Origin of the sequence: Bradyrhizobium sp. 76, from assembly GCF_023073025.1 — a bacterium.
Classification (GTDB): domain Bacteria; phylum Pseudomonadota; class Alphaproteobacteria; order Rhizobiales; family Xanthobacteraceae; genus Bradyrhizobium.
Map to the genome: position 1 here is coordinate 1183715 of NZ_JADPIS010000090.1, position 23470 is coordinate 1207184.

Genomic DNA, 23470 nt, shown 5'->3' on the forward strand with positions numbered 1-23470 from the left:
CATGCTGGCTGATCGCATTGAGGCAAAATGGATCGACGCATTTTGCGAGATTTTTGAGCGATGCGCCGTCAAGGCCGGCGATACCGCGGCGATCCTCTCGGAAACCCAGTCACGTGCGTTGAACGTTCATCTGGCGGAGCTCGCGCTGTTGCGGATGGGCGCCCGACCGTTTCACGTGGTCATGCCGACCCCGCGTAACCGGAATATCGTTCCGGTTCGCTCGACAGGGGCGAGCGAGGCGATCCAGCGGCTCGGCCCGGTCATTACCGCGCTTCAACAAGCCGGCTTTGTGGTGGATTGCACCATAGAGGGCTTGATGCATGCGGTGGAGACACCCGAGATCCTCAAAGCCGGCGCGCGCATCCTGGTGATCTCCAACGAGCATCCCGAAGCGCTGGAGCGGATGGTGCCGGATTCCGCGCTCGAGAAGCGCGTTCGCGCGGCGGCGAAGATGCTGCGCGGGACCAAGCGGATGCGGGTGACGTCGAAGGCCGGCACGGCGCTCGACGTCGATATGGTCGGCGCATCCACGGTCGGCGTGTGGGGGTGGACGGACAAGCCCGGTACGCTGGCGCATTGGCCCGGCGGGATCGTCGTCAGCTTCCCCAAGAGCGGAACGATCAATGGCACGCTGGTGATGGCGCCAGGCGACATCAACCTGACTTTCAAGCGGTACCTGACGTCGCCGGTGAAGATGACACTGAAGGACGATTATGTCGTCGAGCTGGAAGGCGAGGGCACGGATGCCGCAATGATGCGTGCCTATCTTGCCGCCTGGGGCGATCGAGAAGCCTATGCGGTGTCGCATGTCGGCTTCGGCATGAATCCCGGCGCGCGCTACGAGGCGCTGTCGATGTATGACCAGCGCGACACCAACGGCACGGAAATTCGTGCCGTCTCCGGCAACTTCCTGTTCTCGACCGGTGCCAACGAATTCGCCGGCCGTTACACGGCGGGCCATTTCGATCTGCCGATGATGGGGACGACGATCGAGCTCGATGGTGCCGCCGTGGTGAGTGAAGGGGTGCTGCAGGACGTGTTCGGCTAGTTCCTATCGAGCACCGGCGGGCGAGCCAGGTCAAAGTGACGGAGCAGGTCGACCATGGCCTGAAGCCGTTTTGCCTGATAGGCGTCGATGTCCATACCTGAATAATCGAGAAAGCCTGCGCCCGTTCGCAGGCCGATCCGGCCCTCGTGCATGTTCCGCGAAATGACCTCGGGTGCACGATAGCGGTCGCTGCCGAGTGCGCTTTCAAGATAACGACTGGCGTAGTAGAGGATGTCGCCGCCACCCCAGTCGATGAATTCGAGCAGCCCGAGCACGGCATAGCGGAAGCCGAAGCCGTAGCGGATCGCCTTGTCGATGTCTTCTGCGCTAGCGACGCCTTCCTCGACCATGCGCGCGGCCTCGTTCATCGCCAGCGCCTGGATGCGCGGAACGATGAAGCCAGGTGTCGCTGCGCAGACCACCGGGACCTTGCCGATGCCTTCGAGTAGCGCCTTGACCGCCTCGATGATGCCTGGATCGGTGGCCTTGCTTGGCGAAACCTCGACCAGCGGGATCAGATAGGCCGGATTGAGCCAGTGCACATTGAGGAAGCGGCGAGGATTCACGATCGCGCCAGAGAGATCGTCGACAAGGATGGTCGACGTCGTCGATGCGATGATCGTATCGGGGCCGACTTGTTTTGAGGCCGCCCCCAGCACATCCCGCTTGAGCTCGACGATCTCTGGGACTCCTTCGAAGACTATTCCCGCATCGGACAGTGCCGCATCGCTCTGGCTGGCCGGCACCACCGAGACCCGCGCGATCAGCGGATCGACATCCGCCTCGGTCAGTAGCCCCAGCTTCGCCAGGCTGGCAAAGGTCTTCCTGACTTCGCCGAGCGCATCTGCCTCCAGCATGGCGAAATCTTCGGCTGAACGGGCCTTGATGTCGATCATCGTGACCATATGCCCCGCGTAGGCGAACGCGACGGCGATGCCGCGGCCCATCCGGCCGGCCCCGAGACAGGCGATTGTGGCTCGGCTGGTCATCGGCCAAATCCCCTGCGAAGAAGCGTCTGCAAAGCGGCCTTGTCGAGATTGCCGAGGCCCAGCGTCTCGAGGGTTCGGCCGCCTTGCGTAAAATCCTCACCGCAGATTGCGCCACCGATGGCCAGAAATCCTTTGGCCAGCGGCGTAGCCACGCACGCCAGGCCGGCGACAGAGACCAGCAGCGATAGCCCAAGCCGCAAATCTTCTCTCATGTAGCGGTGCTCGGTCAGCACGATCCGCTCGCGCCAGTCGCCGGAATCGGTCAGCCGGTCGTGCGAGCCGCGGCCATACATCCAGATCTCGCCTTCCTTGGCATAGTGATGGGCGAGCGGAAAATGCGGTGCGCCATATCCGAGCGCCTCACGCACGGCAATCCGTTCGGCATCGAGCGCGTCGGTGACACGGCGAATCGCGGCTTGCGTTCCTTCCTTGTGGATGTCCCACTTCTCGAAATGCTCGATCGGGCCAGCATTCATCACGATCAGGGGCGGATGGATAATCGGACCTGCGTTCATCAGTGCGCCGGACAGAGCATCGCCGCACGGCTCGATTGCGCCGGCGAAAGCCTGTCCGATCACCTCAAGTGCGCGCGGCGCCTGATCGAGCGGGAAAACGCCGACGGGCAGTCGCTTGGCGCGGATGGTGATCGCGACCTCGAACGGGCCGTGCTTGCGGGTCAGCCAGGGCAAGGTCCCGGTTTCGGCAAAGCACGCCTTGGCGCGGTTGCCGGCATCCCGCGCAGCCTGGGCGAAGATCATCGAGCCGAACGTGGCCGGCGGCAGAAACACGACCTGTCCATCCCGCAGATGTGGAGCAAGCAGGCGCGCAATATCAGGCTGCGCGAAGCCGGGGGCGGGGCACAGGATCAGCTCTGCGCCGTTGACGGCTTCGGCGATGGCAGCGGTGACCAGCGCGAGCTTGACGTCGTGACGGCCGTCATGATCCTTCACCAGGATGCGCGAGCCGGCGGCGCGATGGGCTGCGACCTGATCCGCGTCGCGGCGCCAGAGCCGGACCTCATGTCCCGACAGCGCAAAATCGCCCGCGGCCGCGAAAGAGCCGTTTCCCCCACCCAAAACCGCAATCTTCAAGATGCTTCTCCTTGCGCGCGCGATTGCGCATCAAGCTGCTTCAGCAGGAAATGCTGGACCTTGCCCAGCGCTGTGCGCGGCAGGTCGGTGACGAAAACGATGTCGCGCGGAACCTTGTAGCGGGCGAGTTGGGCTTGAAGATGCGCTTTCAACGCGTCTGCTTCGAGCCGACAGCCGGATCGCGGGATCACGTAGGCGATGGGCACCTCGTCCCATCGTGGATCGGGCCGGCCGATCACGGCGCATTCGCTGACATCGGGATGTTCCAGCAGGACGCGTTCGACCTCCGCCGGATAGATGTTCTCGCCGCCGGAAATGATCATGTTCTTCTTGCGGTCGCGCACCCAGAAATAGCCGTCCGCGTCGCACAGGCCGATATCGCCGGTACGATACCAGCCGTCGTGCAGCGCATCGCGCGTTGCGTCCGCATTGCCCCAATATTCGAAGAACACGTTGGGGCCGCGCACTGCGATCTCCCCCGGCGCTCCCGTCGGCACCTCGTTGCCGGCCTGATCGATGACTTTCGCTTCGCAGCACAGGCCGGCAAGTCCGGTCGATCCCGCGCGCGAGAGATCGCCACCAAGCCGGGTGTAGACGGCGATGGGACAAGTTTCCGTCGAGCCGTAGACCTGAAGCACGGGTACGCCGCGCGCCACGAAGCGGTCGATCAGATGCGGCGGCACGATGGTCGAGCCGGTCGCAACGGCTTTGAGTGACGAAAGGTCGGTCGTGGGCCAGGCGGGATGCTCGCTCACCGCCTGGATGATCGCCGGCACCATCACGGTCAAGGTCGGCCGTTCCCGTTCGATGGCTGCAAGCGCGGTGTCCGGCGTGAAGCGTGCGTGAACCGTGACCGTCGCGCCCAGCTGGAGCGCCGCCGTGGTCTGGATGTTGAGGCCGCCGACGTGGAAGAACGGTAGCAGCGTCAGCACATGGTCATCGGACGTCATGTTGTGCATGTGCTGGCTCATGACGCCGTTCCAGAACAACGCCTCCTGGCGCAGCACTGCGCCTTTGGGCCGTCCGGTCGTTCCCGATGTGTAGACAATGAGGAGCGGACAGGAGAGATCAGTGTGCGGGTTGCGGCCGGTGCCGCGGCTTCGAGCCAACAGGTTTTCGAACGTCATGCTGCGGGCCGGCTCGAAATCGAGCCCGACGATTGCGGTCCCCTCAAGCTCGGCGAGTACCCCCTCAAATGCCTGCTCGAGCACCAGGACCTTGGCGCCGGCATCGTTGAGGATGAAGAGCTGCTCGGCCACAGCGAGCCGCCAGTTCAGGGGCACCAGCATCGCGCCGAGCCGCGCGCAGGCATAGAGCAGAACCAGATAGTCCGGCCGGTTCAGGCTGAGGATCGCAACGCGGTCGCCCCGGCCTACGCCGAGCTCCTGCTTCAACGTCGCCGCCGTCCGCTCGATGCGTGCAGCGAATGCCGCATAGCTCAACCGTTCGCCCTCGAAGGCGATGGCCGTCTTGTCTGGCGCGAACGCCGCGTTGCGATCGATCAGACTGCAGAGATCCACCGTTAGTCGTCCGTTTCGCCGGCCTCGTACAGCGCCTCGCGCCCGATCCGGTCGAGGCAGAGCTCGGCTGTCCAGGGCAACATCAGCGAGCCGCAGCGGCTATCGCGATAGATGCGCTCCAGCGGCAGCGAGCGCAGCATGGCCTGTCCGCCGCAGGTGCGGATCGCGAGCGCGGCGAGCTCATTGGCACCCTCCATCACCGAATATTGTGCGGCATAAGCGCGAAGCACCTGCTCCTTGCTCGGATTGGCGCGCGCTTCGGTGACTGCCTGGAACCAGATCGCCTTGATCTGCTCGAGCTTGATCTGCATCTGCGCGACCGCAATTTGCTTGGTCGGATACATCCTGCGCTTGACCGGCGGCATGCCCGGTACTTCGCCGCGCAGATACCGCACGGTGAAGTCATAGGCGGCTTGCGCAAGGCCCATATAGGTCGGCGACAGCGTCAGGAACATGTGCGGCCAGCGCATCGCGGCCTGGAAATAGACGCCGCGCGGCATCAGCGCCGAATCTGCCGGCACGAACACGTCCTTGAACAGCAGCGTGCGCGAGACCGTCCCGCGCATGCCGAGCGGATCCCAGTCGCCGACGACCGAAACGCCTTCCGATTTCGCAGGAATGGCGAGGTAAAGCGTATTGCGGCGCGAAGCCTTCTCGCCTTCCTCGATCTCCGTGCAGAGAACACCGTAATAGTCGGCATGGCCGGAGAGCGATGCAAAGATCTTCTTGCCGTTGACGATCCAGCCACCCTCGACCGGCCTTGCTTCCGTGCCGAAAGCGACGCCGCCTGCCGCTGCCGCACCGCCCTCGGAGAAAGGCTGCGAATAGATCGCGCCATCCTCGACGATGCGCTTGTAGTGGACTGCACGCCGCTGCTCGTGCTCGGCGCGGGTTTGAGCATCCATGTCGAGATCGTCGGCGAGCGGACCGGACCACAGCGTCGAGCAGACATGCATGTTCCAGGTGAGCGCAGTCGCGCCGCAATACCGGCCGATTTCGGCTGCCGCCAGTGCGTAGGTTTGATAATTCGCGCCGAGCCCGCCATGCTTCTTGGGTACGGCAATACCGAGCAGGCCGACGCGATGCAGGTCGCGATAATTCTCAGACGGGAAGATCGCCTCGCGGTCGTAAGTCGCGGCGCGGCCGGCGAACACGCTCTGGCCGATCTCGCGCGCCCGCGCGATGATGCCGGCCTGCTCGTCGCTCAGTCGGAATGCGACGGGATCGAAGATCGGCGCATCCAGCGCGACCTTGTCACTCGCGCCGATGGTCTTGCTGACTTGCATGGTCATGGCGCAGTCATCCTACGTTTTCGTCGCGACGGAATTCAGGAATCGGCCGAGCGCCTCGTTAAAGGCATCGGGGCGTTCGAGGTTGGCGAGATGGCCGACAGCGTCGAGCTCGACATATTCCGCGGAAGGAATGTAGGTCGCCGTCTTCGCCATCATTGGGGCTGGCGCGTTGTTGTCCTTGGAGCCGGACAGCAGCAGCGTCGGGATGGAAATATCCTTGAGGGTGCTGCGTTGGTCGAAGCCGATCAAGGCCAGCATCATGGCGCGATAGCTCGCCTCGGGCACACTTGCCATGCACTCGCGTGCAAGCTCCATTCCCCTGGGATCAGGATCGTCGCCCACCAGCTCCTTCACCAGAGAGGGAGCCAGCGACTTCATCGTTTCGCCGCGATCGAGCGGCCCGAGCCGGGCGGCGATAAACGATTTCTGCCAATCGCCGTCGGCCTTGCCGAACGCCGGGCTGGTCTGCGCCAGCACGACCGCGCGCGCCAGTTTTGGGGATTGCACCAGCCATTTCTGGACGATCATGCCGCCGATGGAATGTCCGACCAGAATTGGCTTGCTCGCCCCAAGCTGCTCGATGAATCGCTGAAGCGCATCCGCCAGGGCAGCGATGCTGACGGTGGCGAGCGGCGCCGAGCCGCCATAGCCCGGCATGTCCCATGCAATCGCGTGGAAGCGGTCGCCGAATGTCGCAAGCTGCTGCCGCCAGGCCCGTGCCGCACCGCCGATGCCATGCAGGAAAATCAGAGGTGTCCCGCCCGGATCGCCCGCTGCTTCATAGGCGAAGCGGCCGTCCTTCGTTATCATTGGCGCAGGCTGCGACACGCGACATCCTTTTGCTTGGCCCTTCGATGCTAACAGGCCTGTGAGGGATGGGAAGAGATAATTTTATACTTAAAGCAATTTTCAGGCCGGTCTTTGGCGTGCGGCTGTTTGCGAGGCCAAGTCGAGCTTTGTTTGCAAAAGTTTGAAGGTTAAAATATATCGAGAAGAGCGATCAGCAGAATGCAAGGAAGCCAGCGCATGTCCGGATTACCGCATTCGCCGCACGCGCTGGTGACCGGTGGCGGTCGCGGCATCGGTCGCGCCATCGCAGCAGCGCTCGTCGGGGGCGGTGCCACCGTGACCGTCCTTGGGCGGAACGCTGCGACGCTTGAAGATGCTGTCAGCGCAGGGGCAGCGCATTTTGCGGCCGTCGCCGACGTCTCGGACGAAACCTCAATGAAAGTCGCCATCGCTCAAGCGAGTGCGCGGCAGCCGATCGATATCCTGATCGCCAATGCGGGAAGCGCCGAGTCCGCGCCGTTCGCCAAATCCGACAGCGCACTGTTCGCGCGCATGATGGACGTCAATTTCATGGGCGTGGTCCATGCTGTCAGCGCTGTGCTGCCCGGGATGAAGGATCGTCCCTATGGCCGTATCGTCGCGATCGCGTCGACGGCGGGGCTCAAGGGATATGCCTATGTCAGCGCCTACACCGCGGCCAAGCACGCTGTGGTCGGTCTCGTGCGTTCCCTCGCCATTGAAATGGCCGGCAGCAATGTGACCGTCAACGCGGTGTGTCCCGGTTTCACCGACACCGATCTGGTCGCCGGCAGCATCGAGAACATCATGAAAAAGACGAGGCGTAGCCGCGAGCAGGCCATTGCCGAGCTCGCAAAGCATAATCCGCAGGGACGATTGATCTCTCCTCAGCAGGTCGCGGATACCGTGCTCTGGCTGTGCGGCGAGGGTGCCGGCGCAATCACAGGGCAGGCGATCGCTGTTGCCGGTGGTGAGATTTAGCGCGCATGGCACCGGCACGGAACAAGAAAGCCAAGGAGATCGTATGAGCAGACCAGCCAATCCTGTGACCTTACCGCTTGCGGACTATTCGCCGCAGCACTTCCTGCTGGCCGTCGTCGATGGTGTTGCAACCGTGACGCTCAATCGTCCGGAACGGAAGAATCCGCTGACCTTCGAGAGCTATCGTGAACTCACCGATTTCTTTCGCGCCTGCGCGTTCGACGATGCGGTCAAGTCCATCGTCGTGACCGGCGCTGGTGCCAATTTCTCGTCCGGCGGCGATGTGTTCGAGATCATCGGTCCGCTCGTGAAGATGGACACCAAGGGGCTGACGGCGTTTACGCGGATGACCGGTGACCTCGTCAAGGCAATGCGGGCCTGTCCGCAGCCGATCGTTGCTGCGGTTGAAGGCATTTGCGCCGGCGCGGGCGCGATCATCGCCATGGCGTCGGACATGCGGCTTGCGGCGAGCGGGGCCAAGGTCGCCTTCCTCTTCAACAAGGTGGGCCTTGCCGGTTGTGACATGGGCGCCTGCGCGATCCTGCCGCGGATCATCGGACAGTCCCGCGCTTCCGAGTTGCTCTACACCGGCCGGTTCATGACCGCGGAGGAGGGCGAGCGCTGGGGCTTCTTCAGCCGTATCGTCACGTCGGAGCAGGTGCTGCCCCAGGCACAGCTACTGGCCAAGCAGATTGCTGAGGGACCGACCTTCGCCAACACCATGACCAAGCGGATGCTGGCCATGGAATGGGCGATGTCGGTGGAGGAGGCGATCGAGGCGGAGGCCGTTGCTCAAGCGCTGTGCATGACAACCGCCGATTTCGAACGGGCCTTCGAGGCCTTTGCCAACAAGGTCAAGCCGGTCTTCAGGGGCGACTAGGCCGGCCTTTGCCGGCAGCCTGCTGCAATGGGGACTTGCGCGAGATTATTTTAGGCTTAAAATAGTTTCGCCGGGTTGAATTGGCGAGGCTCCCATGAAAGTCGCGATCATCGGTGGCGGACCTGCGGGTCTCTACGCTGCAATCCTGCTGAAGAAGCAGCGGCCGAGCGCCGAGATCGCGGTGTACGAGCGCAACCGCGCCGACGACACCTTCGGCTTCGGCGTGGTGTTCTCGGACGCCACGCTAGATAATTTCGAGAAGCACGACCTTCCGAGCTATCGCCGCATCACCCAGGAATTCGCCTACTGGGATGACATCGCCGTGCACTTCCGCGGAACGGTCCATCGGGTCGGTGGCAACGGCTTTTGTGGTTGCTCGCGGCAGAAGCTGCTCCTGATCCTGCAGGCGCGCGCGCGCGAGCTGGGCGTCGTCCTGAATTTCGAAGCAGACGTCGAGGACGAGTCCCGCTTCACCGACGCCGATCTGATCCTGGTCGCGGACGGCATCAACAGCCGCTTCCGCGACAAATATGTCGATCATTTTGCGCCGGAAGTCGATCTCCGTGCCAACAAGTTCGCCTGGATGGGTTCGACCAGGCCGCTGGATGCCTTCACCTTCATCTTCCAGGAGACGGAGTGGGGACCGTTCATCGCCCATGCCTATCAATATGAAGCCGGGCACTCGACCTGGATTTTCGAGACCGATCCGGAGACGTTCGAGCGCGCCGGGCTGACGGGGCTGAACGAGACCCAGTCGGCTGCGCGAATGGCCGAGATCTTCGGCTGGTTCCTCGATGGGCATCAATTGCTCACCAATCGTTCGACGTGGCGCAACTTCCCGATGATCCGCAGCAAGCGCTGGGTCAAGGACAACATGGTTCTGCTCGGCGACGCCAAGGCGAGCGCGCATTTCTCGATCGGCTCGGGCACCAAGCTCGCGATGGAAGATGCGATTGCGCTGGCAGAGGCGATGGAGAAGGCGCCCAGCATCAAGGCGGCGCTGGACGTCTATGAGCACGGGCGGCGTGAGGAGGTCGAGAAGACGCAGCACGCCGCGGACGTCTCGCTGGTCTGGTTCGAGCATGTCGACCGCTTCTGGGATTTCGATCCCGTGCAGTTTGCCTTCGGCGTGATGACGCGCTCGAAGGCGATCACCTACGATAATCTGAAGCTTCGCGCACCTGACTTCGTGGCGGAGGTCGAAAGATCGTTTGCCAAGCGTGTTCGTGACAGCGGTTTCGAAGTCGACACCGAGAAGCCAATGGTGCCGCTGTTCCAGCCCTTCCGGCTGCGTGAGATGGAGATCGCCAATCGCGCCGTGGTGTCGCCGATGTGCATGTATTCGGCGAAGGAGGGCGTGCCGACCGATTTCCATCTGGTGCATTACGGATCGCGCGCGATCGGCGGCGCCGGCCTGATCTTCAGCGAGATGGTCTGCGTCAGCCGTGAGGCGCGGATCACGCCGGGCTGCGCAGGACTGTGGAATGACGAGCAGGAGGCTGCATGGCGGCGCATCGTTGATTTCGTACATACCAATTCAGCCGCAAAAATCTGCCTGCAGTTGGGCCACGCCGGGCGCAAGGGCGCGACCAAGCTGATGTGGGACGGCATGGACCGTCCGCTCGAGGAGGGCGGCTGGGAGGTGTTTTCGGCGTCGCCGCTGCCCTATTTCCCCGACAGCCAGGTTCCGCGCGAGCTCGATCGCGCCGGCATGAATGCAGTGAAGGACGCTTTCGTTGCGGCGGCCGAGCGCGGCGAGCGTTGCGGCTTCGACATGCTCGAACTGCACTGCGCCCACGGCTATCTGCTTGCGAGCTTCATCTCGCCGCTGACGAACACCCGCACGGATGAGTATGGCGGCTCGCTCGAAAACCGCCTGCGCTTCCCGCTCGAAATCTTCGAGGCGCTGCGGGCCATATGGCCGTCGCACAAGCCGATGTCTGTGCGCATTTCCGCGACCGACTGGGCCGAGGGTGGCATCGGCGGCGACGATGCGGTGGCGATCGCGCGCGCGTTTGCCGAAGCCGGCGTCGATCTCGTCGACGTCTCGACCGGGCAGACCGTGCGCGATGCGCAGCCGATCTATGGCCGCATGTTCCAGACCCCGTTCTCCGACCAAGTCCGCAATGAGGCGCGCGTGGCCACGATGTGCGTCGGCAACATCACGATGGCGGACCAGGCCAACACCATCCTGGCTGCCGGCCGGGCCGACCTCGTCGCGCTCGGGCGGCCGCATCTGGTCGATCCCTCCTTCACCATGAGGGCGGCAGCCTGGTACGGGGCGGACGACGCGTTCTGCCCGCCGCAATATCTTCCCGGAAAAGATCAGATTTTCCGCAACAGCGTGCGCGACCGGCAGGATCTCGAGGAGCTGAGAATTAAGGCTAAGCCCAAGACCCGGGCCGAGCTCAAGGCGGAGGCGACAAAGCCGCTTGCGGCCGAGTGACCGCCCGTGCGACTTTGGCCGCATTGCCTGGTGTGTACCGAGTGGAGTGAGGGCGATGAAGGCGATTATCGTCGGTGGCGGTATCGGTGGTCTCACCACCGCTTTGATGCTGCGCTCGCGGGGCCTCGCTTGCGAGATCTTCGAGCAGTCCGACACCATCCGCGAGCTTGGCGTCGGCATCAACACGCTGCCCCATGCCATGCGTGAGCTGGCAGGCCTCGGTCTGCTGCAGCAGCTTGACGATGTCGCGATCCGCACCGACCAGCTCTATTACCTCAACCGTCACGGCCAGGAAGTCTGGCGCGAGGCCCGCGGCATCGACGCCGGCCACGATGTGCCGCAATTCTCGATCCACCGCGGCCGCCTTCAAGGCGTCATCCATCGGGCCGTCGAGGAGCGGCTCGGGCCGGAGGCCATCCACACCGGCTGCCGCCTCGGTGCCTTCACGCAGGACGAGGGCGGCGTCACCGCGTACTTCTTCGACCGCTCAGGCGCGCACATCCATACCGCGCGCGGCGACATCCTGATTGGTGCCGACGGCATCCATTCGCGGGTCCGTGACACGCTGTTCCCGAGCGAGGGGCCGCCGTGCTGGAACGGCCTGATGCTGTGGCGCGGTGCGCGGGATTGGCCGCTATTCCTTACCGGCAAGTCGATGATCGTCGCCGGCGGGCTCAACGCCAAGGTGGTGATCTATCCCATCGCGGAGGGATCGAGCCCGGCGAGCCGTCTCACCAATTGGGCGGTGCTGGTGAGGGTCGGCGAGGGCAACGCGCCGCCGCCGCGGAAGGAAGACTGGTCGCGGCCGGGCCGTCGCGAGGAGCTGATGCCGCATGTGGCGCGCTTTTCGGTGCCTTACGTCGACGTGAAGAGCCTGATCTCGGCCACGCCCGAGTTCTACGAATATCCGACCTGCGACCGCGATCCGTTGCCCTATTGGTCGTCCGGCAGAGTGACGCTGCTCGGCGATGCCGCGCATCCGATGTATCCGGTTGGCTCCAATGGTGCCTCGCAGGCCATCCTCGACGCGCGCTGCCTCGCCGACGCGCTGGTGCGCGCCGAGCATCCGCGCCAGGCGTTGCTTGAATACGAGAAGAAGCGCCTGCCCATGACCGGGGATATCGTCCGCTCCAACCGGCGCGGCGGCCCCGAGGGCGTCATCGACGCCGTCGAGCAGCTCGCGCCTGATGGTTTCGACAATGTCGACAACGTGCTGAGCTATTCCCAGCGCGAGGCGATCGTGCGCGGCTATGCCACCAAGGCCGGCTTCGCCGCAGTGCCGGGACTTGCGGCGGTGCGGGCTTGAGATGCGCTGCTAGCCGCCGGGAGGCGGCGGCAGGAAGTGGATGTTGAACTCGGCGGCCATCGCCACCACGTCCTCGGGCTTCTGTTCCTTCATGTTGTGAAGGCCCCAGAACAGGTCGAACAGCTTGCGGGTCGGTGACACCCAGAACAACACCTTCGCGGTCTGATCCGATTTGTTGAAGATGCCATGCGGCACGCCCATGCCGAGCCGGATCAGGTCGCCCGCGGTCGCCTGCGACTCGGAATTGCCGAGCATGAAATCGAGCTTGCCCTCCAGCATGTAGAGATATTCATCCTGGTCCGGATGAATGTGCGGCGGCACGAACGTGCCCGGCGGCAGCGTCGCATGCCAGGAGAAGCTGTGCTCCGTGTTGCTCTTCGGCACATAGGTCTGGCCGAGGATGTTCCAGGAGATGCCCTGGATCCCCTCATTGGCCCGTGTGATGCCGGTGATTTCGCTTTTCATCGTGATCCTCCCTCGACGCGACGTGCGGCTTAGTTCGCCGCCTTGCAGTCCTTGGCGTAGCGGTCGCCGTAATTCTCAAAGACTTTCTGGACGATCTCGGTCTGGAACTTGCCGTCCGCGCGCTTGGCGACCTTGGTCAGGTAGAAATCCTGGATCGGATAACCGTTGGTGTTGAACTTGAAGGCGCCGCGCAGCGAGGTGAAGTCGGCCTTTTTCAGAGCGGCCGCGACCGCGTCCTTGTTGGAGAGGTCGCCCTTCACGGCCTTGATGGCGCTGTCGATCAGCATCGCGGCATCATACGCCTGGAAGGCGTAGGTACCGGGCACGCCGTTATAGGCGGCCTCGTAGGCGGCGACGAACTTCTTGTTCTGGGGATTGTCGAGATTGGGCGCCCAGTTCGCGCCGCCGAACATGCCGACCGCCGCGTCCTGCTGCGCCGGCAACGTCGATTCATCCACCGTGAAAGCCGAGAGCACCGGAATGCTGTCGGCGAGGCCAGCCTGCCGGTATTGCTTGACGAGATTGACCCCGAGGCCGCCGGGCATGAACGTGAAGAGCGCATCCGGCTTCTGCGATGAAATCTTGGAAAGCTCCGGCTGGAAGTCCAGCGTGTTGAGCGGCATGTAGGATTCTTCGACGATCTCGCCCTTGTAGTCGAGCTTGAAGCCCGCCACCGAGTCCTTGCCGGCCTGATAATTCGGCACCATCAGATACATGCGCTTGTAGCCGCGATCCTGCGCGACCTTGCCGAGGATTTCGTGCACCTGATCGTTCTGATACGAGGTCACATAGAAGAACGGGTTGCAATCCTTGCCGGCAAAAGTGGACGGGCCGGCATTGGGGCTGATCAGAAAGGTTTTCGATTCCGTGACCGGCCGGTGAATCGCCTGGAGGATGTTGGAGAAGATCGGGCCGACCACGAAGTCGACCTTGTCGCGCTCCAGAAGGCCCTTGACCTTGGTAACCGCTGCGTCCGGCTTCAATTCGTCGTCGACCACGACGACCTCGACATCGCGGCCGCCCATCTTGCCGCCGAGATCCTTCATTCCGAGCGCAAAGCCGTCGCGAACCTGTTGGCCGAGCGCGGCGGCGGGTCCCGACAGGGTCACGATCACACCCAGCTTGATTTTCTCCTGGGCGAGGGAAGGACTCACCGTGGTGCCAAGCAGCAAGGCGGCTGCGGCCAACGTCATTTGCGTCTTCATGATCTGTCCCCCGTGACAACAGGACTTGCGCTGCAAGCCGCTACTCCAATCCAAGTTTATGCCGATGATTGCTGCCGCGGCAAGCGAGCTCAAAGCGTCGTCATCTGCGGACAGCGGCGCATGCAAGCGGCGCGCCAATTATTTGAAGCCTAAAGAAATCGGGATGCGATCGATTGTTGCGGCTTTAGGCTTGCAGCCGGCTTCGATTTATTTGAAGCTCAAAATGTTGGGAATCCGTGCCGGGCGCCAATGCTAGGCCGTGAGTGACTGCATCAACATGCTCGATTCCGAGACCAAGGCCGTCGAAACTCCGGAGGATCACGCCGAAGAGCTTCGGCTGTGGCTGCGCCTCTTGACCTGCACGACGCTGATCGAGGGCGAGGTCCGTGGCCGGTTGCGGCAGCGCTTCGACGTCACATTGCCCCGTTTCGACCTGATGGCGCAGCTCGACAAGGCACCCGACGGCATGACGCTGTCCGACGTCTCCAAGCGCATGATGGTGTCGAACGGCAACGTCACCGGTCTCGTCGAGCGCCTCGTGGAATCCGGTCATCTCGACCGCCGCACGTCGGAGACCGACCGCCGCGTCCAGGTGATCCGGCTGACCAAACTCGGTCGCGCCGAATTTCGCAGAATGGCCGCGGAACACGAGACCTGGATCGCCGATCTTTTCGCCGACCTGACGCCGAAGGATGTGCGCGAATTGATGCGGCTGCTCGCCAAGACCAAGGCATCGGCGCAGAAATCGGCCGGTCGCCGCCGGGCCTAGTGCGCGGCTGACGCGCCCACCAATCCCATTTGCCGCCGGAAAAAGCACGGGATGCCCAAAATCCGCTATTGCACGAAATTGCTTTAAGCCTAAAATGTTTCCGAGTGAGTGCTGCCGGGTGCTTTCCATGCTGAAAGGAGCGTGCGATGGCCAACGCCGCCAAGGTTCAAGTCTCGGGCTCGCGTGACGATAACGCCGCGACAGCCCATGTCGATACGTTCGCGCGGCAGCATCTTCCGCCAGCCGAGCTCTGGCCGGAATTCATCTTCACGCGACCGGAACTGCAGTATCCGCCCCGCCTCAACTGCGTCAGCTATTTCCTCGACCGCTGGGTCGAGCAGGGACATGGCGACGCTCCTTGCGTGATCAGCCCCGCCGTCAGCTACACCTATCGTGAGCTGCAAACGGTCGTGAACCGCATCGCCAATGTGCTGGTCGGCAAGCTTGGTCTCGTCACCGGCGGACGCGTGCTGCTGCGTTCGGCCAACAATCCGCTGATGGTCGCGACCTATCTGGCAGTGATCAAGGCCGGTGGCATCGTCGTCGCGACGATGCCGCTGTTGCGTGCCAAGGAGCTGTCCTATCCGATCCAGAAGGCCGAGATCACACTCGCACTCTGCGACGGCAAGCTCGCCGACGAAATGGAGAAGGCGAAAGCCGCAGCCCCCGGCCTCAAGCGCGTGGTCTATTGGGGCAACGGCGGCAGCGACTCGCTCGAGGCGCTGATGGAGGATGCAAGTCCGGAGTTCAGGGCTGTCGATACCGCCTCCGACGACGTCTGCCTGATCGCGTTCACGTCGGGCACGACCGGCGATCCCAAGGGCACCATGCATTTCCACCGTGACATGCTGGCGGTCTGCGATGGCTATGCGCGCAACATCCTGCGCGCGGAGCAGAAGGATCGCTTCGTCGGCTCGGCACCGCTCGCCTTCACGTTCGGCTTCGGCGGCGTGCTGTTTCCAATGCACATCGGCGCCTCCTTCGTCGTTCTGGAGAAGACGGCGCCCGACGACATTCTGAATGCGATCGAGCAGTACAAGACCACGGTCTGTTTCACCGCGCCGACCGCGTACCGGGCGTTGATCGGCAAGCTTCCGGGCCGCGATATTTCCTCGCTTTGCAAATGCGTGTCCGCCGGAGAGACGCTGCCCAAGCCGACATTCGATGCCTGGCTGAAGGCGACCGGCATCAAGCTGATGGACGGCATCGGCTCGACCGAGCTGCTGCACATCTTCATCAGCGCGACCGAGGACGAGATCCGCCCCGGTGCGACGGGCAAGCCGGTGCCGGGGTATGAAGCGAAGATCGTCGATGATTCCGGCAATGACGTTCCGCCGGGCACGATGGGAAGGCTCGCGGTACGCGGGCCGACCGGTTGCCGCTATCTCGCTGACGAGCGGCAGCGCAAATACGTCCAGAACGGCTGGAACATCACGGGCGACACCTATCTGATGGATAGCGAGGGCTATTTCTGGTACCAGTCGCGCTCGGACGACATGATCGTGTCGGCCGGCTACAACATTGCAGGCACGGACGTCGAGGCGGCGCTGCTTACGCATCCCTCCGTCCTCGAGTGCGGGGTCGTCGGCGCGCCGGACGAGGCGCGCGGCATGATCGTGAAGGCGTATGTCGTTGCCGCGCCGGGCGTAACGCCGGATGCCGAGCTCGTGGCTGCGTTGCAGGAGCATGTCAAACGCGAGATCGCGCCATACAAATATCCGCGCGCGATCGAGTTCGTGACGCAACTACCGAAGACCGAGACCGGCAAGTTAAAGCGCTTTGCCCTGCGGCAACTGGCGCAGACCGCGGTGACGTCCTCCGGCGTCGCGGCGGAATGAGAGAAGGATAGAGAATTGTCCGTGACGACGCCGAAAAGCCCGCAGCTTGCGGTGCTGCCGACAGCAGCTGAGGACGAAACCCGCGCCAGGGCGCAGGTGCTCCAACCGTCCGGTTGGCCGGTGCCGAAAGGCTATGCCAACGGCATGGCCGCCGAGGGACGCATCGTCGTCACTGGCGGTGTCATCGGCTGGGATGCCGAGGAGCGTCTCGCGGAGGGTTTTGTCGCGCAGGTGCGCCAAACCCTAGGCAACATCGCCGCGATCCTCGCGGAGGCCGGCGCGCAGCCCGAGCATCTGGTGCGCCTGACCTGGTACGTCGTCGACATGGACGAGTACCTGACGAACCTGAAAGAGCTCGGCAAGGCCTACCGCACCATCTTCGGCGCGCACTACCCGGCGATGGCGCTGGTTCAGGTCGTCCGCCTCGTCGAGAAGACGGCGCGCGTCGAAATCGAAGCCACCGCCGTCATTCCGCGCTGAACTGCGATCGGTGCGCGGTCAGCTTGCCTTGGTCAGCTTGCCTTGGCGAGGTCATCGTCTTCGGGCGAGTTCAGGTATATTCCTGACATGGTGTCGACCCAGCAGAGATGGTCGTGCACCTTCTTCACGCCGTTGACGTTCTCCGCTGCGACGACCGCGGCCTGTCGCACGCGCTCCTCGGTGATGACGCCGCTGAGATGAACGATGCCGTCGCGGACGATGACGTTCAGCCCGAACGGGCACCAGTCGTTCTTCTCCATGGTATCGATGATGCGGCTGCGAATGTGATCGTCGTCCGCGGTCGGGTCGGGTACGTCTCGGGCGAGGTCCGCCACCGCCTGGAGCAGGTTCGCGCGCGACACGATGCCGACGATTTTGTCGCCGCGGATTACCGGGAGACGCTTCACGTTGTTCCGCTCCATGAGATCGACGATCTCGGCAAGCGCCGTATCCTCGGTGATGGTCACCGGTGAAGAGGTCATCACCACCGAGACCTTGCGGCCGTGCTCGTGGACGAAGTCGCTGGCCGATTTGCCGGATCCGAGAATGAACCGCAGCCAGCGCCCGCGCTTGCGTCCCGTGCCGATTTCGCTGCGGCGGATGAAGTCGCCTTCCGAGACCACGCCGACCAGCTTGCCGGCATTGTCCACGACCGTGAGACCGCTGACATGCCGCTTCAGCATGATGTTTGCCGCCTCGACGATGCTGGTGTCGGGCGTAACCGAGATGACCGACCGGGTCATGATCTGATGGGCGCGCATGGCAGACTCCGCTGGCTTGTCGATGTCGATGCGCAAAACCTAGCTCTCGCGTCGTGCTGCGGCTTGACGCAGGTCAAGGGGTGAAGCGGGGCTCTTTCCGATGCCCGGACTTGATGCAGCTCAACGCGCATCCCAAGCCTCGCCATATCCTGCTGCCACGCAGCCAAGAAGCCGGCAGGAACATTCAGCCATGAGCGTCGTGCAGATATTTCCAAGGTCCGAAGGGCCGGCCGCGCAGGCTCTCTCCGTCAATCCTGTCGTTGAGCCAGAAGCCTCTACGACCGGCCCCGAAGCGCCGGCTGGAATGCCAGTCGCCGCCGATCCCCTGCCTGTATCGGAGCCATACCCTCTCGATCGCGCGTTTCATGCGATGCTGGCGCGGTTGACGGGCGGGATTTCGCCGCTGGCCTTGTTGCTCGCCTGGCTCGATTGGAGCTCTCATCTGGCTGCCGCGCCGCAGCGTCAGGTGGAGATGTCGCGCAATGTCCTTCGCGACATGGGCCAGTTCCTGGAAGCCGCCGCGCATGCGACGTCGCAAAAGCCGTGGTCCGTGATTGCACCGCAGGGACGGGATCGTCGCTTCAGGGGGCCGCAGTGGGAAGCCGCACCGTTCAATCTGCTTGCGCAGGCGTTCCTGCTCAGAGAGCGCTGGTGGCACGATGCCACGACCGGCGTACGCGGCGTGTCGCACGCAAATGAAGCCATCGTCGAATTCTCGATGCGTCAGATGCTCGACATGCTGGCGCCGTCGAATTTCGCGGCGACCAATCCGCAAGTGCTGGAGAAGGCGTTCCGGAGCGGCGGGGAGAATTTCGTATTCGGCTGGCAGAACTGGTGCAGCGACCTGATGCGCCTGCTCTCCGCAAGGCCAGCGGGCGACGAACAGTTCATCGTCGGCAAGACGGTCGCGGCTTCGCCGGGCAAGGTCGTTTATCGCAATGCGTTGATCGAGCTGATCCAGTACCATCCGACGACGGCTCAAGTGCGACCCGAGCCAATCCTGATCGTGCCCGCCTGGATCATGAAGTACTACATCCTCGATCTGTCGCCGCAGAATTCTCTGGTGAGGTATCTGACCGGCCAAGGCTTCACCGTATTCGCGATTTCCTGGCGAAATCCGGATGCCAAAGACCGGGATGTTGCCTTCGACGACTATCGCAAGCTGGGTGTCATGGCGGCGTTGGACATGATCGGCCGGATCCTGCCGGGCCGGAAGACCCATGCGCTCGGCTACTGCCTGGGTGGCACATTGCTGTCGATGGCTGCGGCTGCGATGGCACGCGATGGCGACAAGCGACTGTGCACGACCACCCTGCTTGCCGCACAGACGGATTTCACCGAGGCCGGCGAGCTGACGCTTTTCGTCAACGAGAGCCAGGTCGCCTTTCTCGAGGACCTGATGTGGCAGCGGGGCTATCTGGACACGACGCAGATGGCCGGCGCGTTCCAGTTGTTGCGCTCCAACGAACTGATCTGGTCGCGGCTGTCGCACGACTATCTGATGGGCGAGGGCGCGCCACCGAGCGACCTGATGGCCTGGAACGCCGACGCCACGCGGCTGCCTTATCGCATGCATTCGGAGTATCTGCGAAAGCTATTCCTGGGCAACGATCTCGCCGAGGGCCGCTATCGTGTCGAGGACAAGAGTGTGTCGCTTTCCGACATCCGTGCGCCGATGTTCGTGGTCGGCACGCTCGCCGATCACGTGGCGCCGTGGCGATCGGTCTACAAGATCCACTATCAGGTCGATGCCGACGTGACCTTTGTGTTGACCAGCGGCGGCCACAATGCCGGCGTCGTCGCGCCGCCGGACGAGCCCGGCCACAGCTATCAGGTGCTGATCAAGGCCGCCGATGCGCGCTATGTTGGCCCGGACGAATGGCTGAAGCTGGCACCGCAAGTCGAGGGATCGTGGTGGCCGGAATGGGCCGAATGGCTGGCCGCACACTCCGGGGCGCCCTGCGATCCGCCGCAAATCGGAGGCGGAGACCTTGACGGTCTGCCCGACGCGCCGGGAGACTACGTCCACACCTAGTCCTCAGGCTCAGCATTCGGCGCAAGGTCGGCGGAGCGGAACGGCTTGGCCTTGTCCAGTTTCCGGTAGGCGTCCGAAGCGATCCGCAACAGTTTCTTTTCGCGCTTGCGATTGAGGAAGCGAATGCCCGCCTCGGGGACGGCCTCGTTCAACGACGCCGCCAGGGCCTGACCTCGCGCATCGTCGTTCAGTTGTCCGAGGGACTTTTGCGCCTTGCGCAATTGCTTGAGGATCGACTTCTGCTTGGTCAGCGACTCGTCGGCGAACAGGTCCTCGAGCGACTCGATCGAATAGGTCAGCCGCTTGTTGAGAAGCCGCAGCTTGTGCCGTTTCTCGACGTCAAGCTTGCGGAGCTTGCGCGCTGTCTTGAGCAGCGTCTTTTCCCATTGCGTGAGTTTCGCTGTTGCGTGGTCGGCGAGCGTGCAGCGGCGTAGCCTGATAGCTTCCTTGCTGCGCCGGGTCGACCAGGGGCCGCTCTCGATCCAGGCTGACGTCTGCTCGACGAGACGGAGATACCGCGCGGATTGCAGCGCGCGCGCCAGCAGGCGGTGGCTCTCGGCGCGCTTTTCGTCCCAATGCTGGAGCTCGGCAATCACGGTCAACTCGCCTCCACTCTCGGCGATGACCCGCTCGATTGCCACGTCGAGGTCCCGGACCATGCCGAGTTGGCTGTTCAACCATTTCAGTTCGATCCAGACCTCTGGCCGAAGGGCATCATCGACCATCGGCGAGAAGAAGCGGATGGCGGTGCGCAGATGCGTCAGTGCAATCCGGATCTGGTGCAGTGCCTCGGGATCGCCGCGGCAGGTGCCGTCATGCTGGGCGAGAACGGCGGCGAGGTGACGGCGGGCGATGATCCGGAACGCGGTGTCGCAAACCATGCCGGGGCTGAGGCGGCCGGGCAGGACATCGTGCCTCGCCGCAGGCTTGACGCGCGCGGCCGTCGAATTCGTGCTGGGTCGCGCCATTTGCAGATTGCCTTACTTGCTCTCGGCGATCGCGTCCCGGCAGTTCTGGAGCGTCTGCTCTTGCGTCCCGGATGCGTCGATGGTCGCCCAACCGACATGGCCGATATTATAGTGCTCTTGCAGCGCGGCAACCTCTTGCGTGGCGTCGGATGCGTCGCCCCGGCGGCCTCCGATCCGCGCCTGCCGGGTCGCGAGGTCGGCAACCAGAAACAGGCCGCTCAGCGGCACGTTGCGCTCGCGCGCCAGCGCGGCGACCGCGTCTCGTTCGTCCTCGCGGGCGAACACGCCGTCGATGATCGCTGAATGGCCTTGCGCCAGCACCCGCCCGGCGTACTCAGCCAACATGTCGTAAACGCGGGCGGTAACCTCCGGCGTGTATGCGGATGCCGGCAGCCGGTCCGTGTCCTCGACTCCGAACATCTGCTTGCGGACCAGGTCGCTGCGCAGCACGACTGCGCCCGGCTGCGGCGTGACCTCCGGCGCGAGCGTGCGTGCCAAGATCGTCTTTCCGGTGCCTGACAATCCGCCGACTGCAATTAGCCGGGGAGCCGGCGGCTGGATCAGCGCGCGGGCTAGGCCAAAATAGCGCCGCGCCCCGTCGAGAATGCTGGGATCATCGGAATGCGGCGGCTTCAGCCGTGCCAGCGCGACCTGGGCGCGGATCGCCGCCCGGATGGACATGAACAATGGCAGTGCGGAGAGCGCGTCGAGATTTTCGACCGGAGTCGCGGCGAGATAACGGTTCAGCACGATGTTGGCCGCGCGTGCCTGACCGTGGTGCAACAGGTCCATCAATCCGAATGCGAGATCGTAGAGCACGTCGGTGGTTGCCATCTGCGCATCGAATTCGATGGCGTCGAACAGCACCGGCTTCTCGTCGATCGACACGATGTTCGCAAGATGCAGGTCGCCATGGCAGCGGCGGACGAAGCCTTGACGGCCGCGCTCTTCGAGCAAAGGCCGGAGCCGGACCAACATCGCGTGCGAGTCTCTGCCGAGTTCTGCGATCTCTTCGCCTTCGAAATGATTGCCGGTCCGCAGGCCATTGCTGTTGCCATCGATCAGGCCGGGGATGGAGGAAACCCATGCGTTGCCGTTGGCGCCAACAGCCTGCGCATGCGAAGCGGCGATCGCGTCGGCGACAGCCGAAGCAAAAGTGTCATCCAGCGCTCCGGCCTTGGCCAGATGATCCAGCGTGCGGCTTTCGTCGAAGCGCAACATCTCGACCGCATACTCGATCGGCCGGCCGCTTCCGTCGACCTTCACCGATCCATTGGACTGTTCCGTGATCGCCACGACGCGGTGATAGATCTGCGGCGCCAGCGCCCGGTTGATCCTGATCTCCTTCTCACACGCCGCCTTGCGCTTCTCGAGCGTCGAATAATCGAGGAATGGAAATTTCACGGCGCGCTTGATTTTCAGGGCGCGTCTACCTTCGAGGAAGACTGAAGCGGCGTGCGTATCGATCCGCCTCACGTTTGGATGATCCGCGGAATTGGTGAGCGCCGCAAAGATCCGGTCCTGAGTCGCAGAATCGTCTGTCATTCCAGCTGGTACGTCCAGATGCGTCGGAAGGCGGCTCGCCCCGCGATCAGGGTAATCCATAGAAGCAGATCGCGGCCAGTCCTTGACTTCGGTCAACGCCTGTCTCCTTCCGGCCGGTCGAAGTTCCCGGGCTTGACGAGGATCAAGCGTCCCGACCAAAGCCAGCCTATTCTGGCGCCTGAGGAGAATCCCGATGCCGATCAAGGACGTCTTTCTGCCGCTCGTAGGCCAGCCACGCGGCCCGGCCCTTGCTGCGATCGAGAAATGCGTGGCCGTTGCCGCCGACCTCGGCGCCAGGATCACCGCGCTTGCCCTCGAGGAGGATGTCTTCGTGCGGCCGAAGGTGATGCTCCCCGATGATTCCGATGCGGCCGAGGCAAACGGGCCGCTTGGGGCGGGCGACACGCAGGATCTCCTGGGCGCGTTCACCCGTGCAACCTCCCGCACCGGCATCCGCGCTCAAAGCCGGTCGGCCAAGGTGCCGGCAGACCAGATCGCCTCAGTGCTGGCCGAGCACGGACGCTTCAGCGATCTCACGCTGCTCCCCGTGAAGCAGCACGACAGCCGAACCGAGCACATCATCGAGACGCTCCTGTTCGAATCCGGGCGGCCAGTGCTGCTTTGCCCGGAGCAGCATGTGGACGAACTGCGACCGGAATTCGAGAACGTCATGATCGCCTGGGATCACTCCGCGCGTGCGGCGCGTGCGGTCGGCGACGCGCTGCCTATCCTTCAGGCAGCAGCCCTGGTCCGCGTCGTGACCGTGGCGGACGACAAGTCAGACGCGATCGTGCAATCCGGGACGGCTCTGGTCGATCATTTGAGGGAACATGGGGTCTACGCCTCGTTCGAAACCACGACGGGCAGCGGCAGCTCGATTGGCAAGGTGCTCGGAAGCTGGGCGAATTCCCATGCCATCGATGCAATCGTGATGGGCGCTTACCATCATTCGCGCCTGAACGAGATCGTTTGGGGCGGTGTGACAAAGACCGTCATTGGCGAGCCACCGTGCTGGGTTATGCTCTCGTACTAGGCGGGTCGCCA

Annotated in this window: 20 protein-coding genes; 10 read left to right on the top strand and 10 right to left on the bottom strand. The window is 63.5% G+C overall.

Annotated features, from left to right (window positions below):
* The first annotated feature begins 1 nt into the window (after position 1).
* Entirely contained in the window at positions 2–1048 is a 1047-nt protein-coding gene (locus IVB48_RS22345; RefSeq protein ID WP_027566684.1) for a hypothetical protein, read from the top strand.
* Here IVB48_RS22345 and IVB48_RS22350 read toward each other — a convergent pair.
* From IVB48_RS22350 to IVB48_RS22370, 5 genes are read right to left on the bottom strand one after another with little or no spacing between them, the layout of a single operon-like run.
* Positions 1045–2037, bottom strand: a complete 993-nt coding sequence (locus IVB48_RS22350) for a 3-hydroxybutyryl-CoA dehydrogenase (RefSeq protein WP_247290425.1) — start codon at positions 2035–2037, stop codon at positions 1045–1047. The two genes, IVB48_RS22345 and IVB48_RS22350, sit on opposite strands and share 4 nt — an antisense overlap.
* Positions 2034–3128, bottom strand: a complete 1095-nt coding sequence (locus tag IVB48_RS22355) for an NAD/NADP-dependent octopine/nopaline dehydrogenase family protein (protein ID WP_247402923.1) — start codon at positions 3126–3128, stop codon at positions 2034–2036. The genes IVB48_RS22350 and IVB48_RS22355 overlap by 4 nt, the downstream gene beginning before the upstream one ends.
* A complete protein-coding gene (locus tag IVB48_RS22360) occupies positions 3125–4648 on the bottom strand; it encodes a long-chain fatty acid--CoA ligase (RefSeq protein WP_247290422.1) in 1524 nt (507 codons plus the stop codon). Before IVB48_RS22360 ends, IVB48_RS22355 begins: the two co-directional genes overlap by 4 nt.
* Positions 4649–4650: 2 nt before the next feature.
* Positions 4651–5940: an acyl-CoA dehydrogenase family protein gene (locus IVB48_RS22365; RefSeq protein WP_247290419.1), complete on the bottom strand. Its 1290-nt coding sequence runs from the start codon at positions 5938–5940 to the stop codon at positions 4651–4653.
* A gap of 12 nt (positions 5941–5952) precedes the next feature.
* A complete protein-coding gene (locus IVB48_RS22370) occupies positions 5953–6750 on the bottom strand; it encodes an alpha/beta hydrolase (protein ID WP_051462646.1) in 798 nt (265 codons plus the stop codon).
* 216 nt (positions 6751–6966) lie between these two features.
* Between IVB48_RS22370 and IVB48_RS22375 the strand changes: the two genes are divergently transcribed.
* The 4 genes from IVB48_RS22375 (at position 6967) to IVB48_RS22390 (ending at position 12360) form a co-directional block, all read left to right on the top strand.
* Positions 6967–7728, top strand: a complete 762-nt coding sequence (locus IVB48_RS22375) for an SDR family oxidoreductase (protein WP_247290417.1) — start codon at positions 6967–6969, stop codon at positions 7726–7728.
* A gap of 43 nt (positions 7729–7771) precedes the next feature.
* Positions 7772–8608, top strand: a complete 837-nt coding sequence (locus IVB48_RS22380) for an enoyl-CoA hydratase family protein (protein WP_027566691.1) — start codon at positions 7772–7774, stop codon at positions 8606–8608.
* Positions 8609–8702: 94 nt separating this feature from the next.
* Complete coding sequence (locus IVB48_RS22385; RefSeq protein WP_247290415.1) at positions 8703–11054, top strand: bifunctional salicylyl-CoA 5-hydroxylase/oxidoreductase; 2352 nt, start codon at positions 8703–8705, stop codon at positions 11052–11054.
* Positions 11055–11109: 55 nt separating this feature from the next.
* A complete protein-coding gene (locus IVB48_RS22390) occupies positions 11110–12360 on the top strand; it encodes a flavin-dependent oxidoreductase (protein ID WP_247290413.1) in 1251 nt (416 codons plus the stop codon).
* A 9-nt stretch (positions 12361–12369) separates the two neighbouring features.
* On the opposite strand, the gene IVB48_RS22395 is transcribed toward IVB48_RS22390, so the two are convergent.
* Positions 12370–12825 carry a cupin domain-containing protein gene (locus IVB48_RS22395; protein WP_027566694.1) on the bottom strand — a complete coding sequence of 152 codons (456 nt, stop codon included), beginning with the start codon at positions 12823–12825 and terminating at the stop codon, positions 12370–12372.
* A gap of 29 nt (positions 12826–12854) precedes the next feature.
* Positions 12855–14030: an ABC transporter substrate-binding protein gene (locus IVB48_RS22400; RefSeq protein WP_247290410.1), complete on the bottom strand. Its 1176-nt coding sequence runs from the start codon at positions 14028–14030 to the stop codon at positions 12855–12857.
* 277 nt (positions 14031–14307) lie between these two features.
* On the opposite strand from IVB48_RS22400, the gene IVB48_RS22405 reads away from it, so the two are divergent.
* The 3 genes from IVB48_RS22405 to IVB48_RS22415 all read left to right on the top strand — a co-directional run bounded on the left by IVB48_RS22405 (position 14308) and on the right by IVB48_RS22415 (position 17117).
* On the top strand, positions 14308–14799 hold the full coding sequence (locus tag IVB48_RS22405) for a MarR family transcriptional regulator (protein WP_027566696.1): 492 nt from the start codon (positions 14308–14310) through the stop codon (positions 14797–14799).
* A gap of 146 nt (positions 14800–14945) precedes the next feature.
* A complete protein-coding gene (locus IVB48_RS22410) occupies positions 14946–16637 on the top strand; it encodes a benzoate-CoA ligase family protein (RefSeq protein ID WP_247290408.1) in 1692 nt (563 codons plus the stop codon).
* 21 nt (positions 16638–16658) lie between these two features.
* The gene (locus IVB48_RS22415) at positions 16659–17117 is read left to right on the top strand and encodes a RidA family protein (RefSeq protein WP_027566698.1); all 459 of its coding nucleotides are present in this window, start codon (positions 16659–16661) and stop codon (positions 17115–17117) included.
* A gap of 32 nt (positions 17118–17149) precedes the next feature.
* On the opposite strand, the gene IVB48_RS22420 is transcribed toward IVB48_RS22415, so the two are convergent.
* Complete coding sequence (locus IVB48_RS22420) at positions 17150–17878, bottom strand: CBS domain-containing protein (protein ID WP_247290406.1); 729 nt, start codon at positions 17876–17878, stop codon at positions 17150–17152.
* Positions 17879–18068: 190 nt separating this feature from the next.
* On the opposite strand from IVB48_RS22420, the gene IVB48_RS22425 reads away from it, so the two are divergent.
* Positions 18069–19913, top strand: a complete 1845-nt coding sequence (locus IVB48_RS22425; RefSeq protein ID WP_247402926.1) for an alpha/beta fold hydrolase — start codon at positions 18069–18071, stop codon at positions 19911–19913.
* Here IVB48_RS22425 and IVB48_RS22430 read toward each other — a convergent pair.
* Together IVB48_RS22430 and IVB48_RS22435 are read right to left on the bottom strand one after the other, a co-directional pair.
* Positions 19910–20881, bottom strand: a complete 972-nt coding sequence (locus tag IVB48_RS22430) for a CHAD domain-containing protein (RefSeq protein ID WP_247290402.1) — start codon at positions 20879–20881, stop codon at positions 19910–19912. The two genes, IVB48_RS22425 and IVB48_RS22430, sit on opposite strands and share 4 nt — an antisense overlap.
* Before the next feature lie 12 nt (positions 20882–20893).
* Positions 20894–22426: a bifunctional aminoglycoside phosphotransferase/ATP-binding protein gene (locus IVB48_RS22435; protein WP_247290399.1), complete on the bottom strand. Its 1533-nt coding sequence runs from the start codon at positions 22424–22426 to the stop codon at positions 20894–20896.
* Between the two features lie 193 nt (positions 22427–22619).
* On the opposite strand from IVB48_RS22435, the gene IVB48_RS22440 reads away from it, so the two are divergent.
* Positions 22620–23459 carry a universal stress protein gene (locus tag IVB48_RS22440; protein ID WP_247290397.1) on the top strand — a complete coding sequence of 280 codons (840 nt, stop codon included), beginning with the start codon at positions 22620–22622 and terminating at the stop codon, positions 23457–23459.
* Positions 23460–23470 lie beyond the last annotated feature (11 nt).

Bases quoted from the DNA above. Each gene is read 5' to 3' on its own strand.
- IVB48_RS22345 (WP_027566684.1), top strand. From the start codon at position 2: ATGCTGGCTGATCGCATTGAGGCAAAATGGATCGACGCATTTTGCGAG.
- IVB48_RS22350 (WP_247290425.1), bottom strand. From the start codon at position 2,037: ATGACCAGCCGAGCCACAATCGCCTGTCTCGGGGCCGGCCGGATGGGC.
- IVB48_RS22365 (WP_247290419.1), bottom strand. From the start codon at position 5,940: ATGACCATGCAAGTCAGCAAGACCATCGGCGCGAGTGACAAGGTCGCG.
- IVB48_RS22370 (WP_051462646.1), bottom strand. From the start codon at position 6,750: ATGATAACGAAGGACGGCCGCTTCGCCTATGAAGCAGCGGGCGATCCG.
- IVB48_RS22375 (WP_247290417.1), top strand. From the start codon at position 6,967: ATGTCCGGATTACCGCATTCGCCGCACGCGCTGGTGACCGGTGGCGGT.
- IVB48_RS22380 (WP_027566691.1), top strand. From the start codon at position 7,772: ATGAGCAGACCAGCCAATCCTGTGACCTTACCGCTTGCGGACTATTCG.
- IVB48_RS22385 (WP_247290415.1), top strand. From the start codon at position 8,703: ATGAAAGTCGCGATCATCGGTGGCGGACCTGCGGGTCTCTACGCTGCA.
- IVB48_RS22390 (WP_247290413.1), top strand. From the start codon at position 11,110: ATGAAGGCGATTATCGTCGGTGGCGGTATCGGTGGTCTCACCACCGCT.
- IVB48_RS22395 (WP_027566694.1), bottom strand. From the start codon at position 12,825: ATGAAAAGCGAAATCACCGGCATCACACGGGCCAATGAGGGGATCCAG.
- IVB48_RS22400 (WP_247290410.1), bottom strand. From the start codon at position 14,030: ATGAAGACGCAAATGACGTTGGCCGCAGCCGCCTTGCTGCTTGGCACC.
- IVB48_RS22405 (WP_027566696.1), top strand. From the start codon at position 14,308: ATGCTCGATTCCGAGACCAAGGCCGTCGAAACTCCGGAGGATCACGCC.
- IVB48_RS22410 (WP_247290408.1), top strand. From the start codon at position 14,946: ATGGCCAACGCCGCCAAGGTTCAAGTCTCGGGCTCGCGTGACGATAAC.
- IVB48_RS22420 (WP_247290406.1), bottom strand. From the start codon at position 17,878: ATGCGCGCCCATCAGATCATGACCCGGTCGGTCATCTCGGTTACGCCC.
- IVB48_RS22425 (WP_247402926.1), top strand. From the start codon at position 18,069: ATGAGCGTCGTGCAGATATTTCCAAGGTCCGAAGGGCCGGCCGCGCAG.
- IVB48_RS22430 (WP_247290402.1), bottom strand. From the start codon at position 20,881: ATGGCGCGACCCAGCACGAATTCGACGGCCGCGCGCGTCAAGCCTGCG.
- IVB48_RS22435 (WP_247290399.1), bottom strand. From the start codon at position 22,426: ATGACAGACGATTCTGCGACTCAGGACCGGATCTTTGCGGCGCTCACC.
- IVB48_RS22440 (WP_247290397.1), top strand. From the start codon at position 22,620: ATGCCGATCAAGGACGTCTTTCTGCCGCTCGTAGGCCAGCCACGCGGC.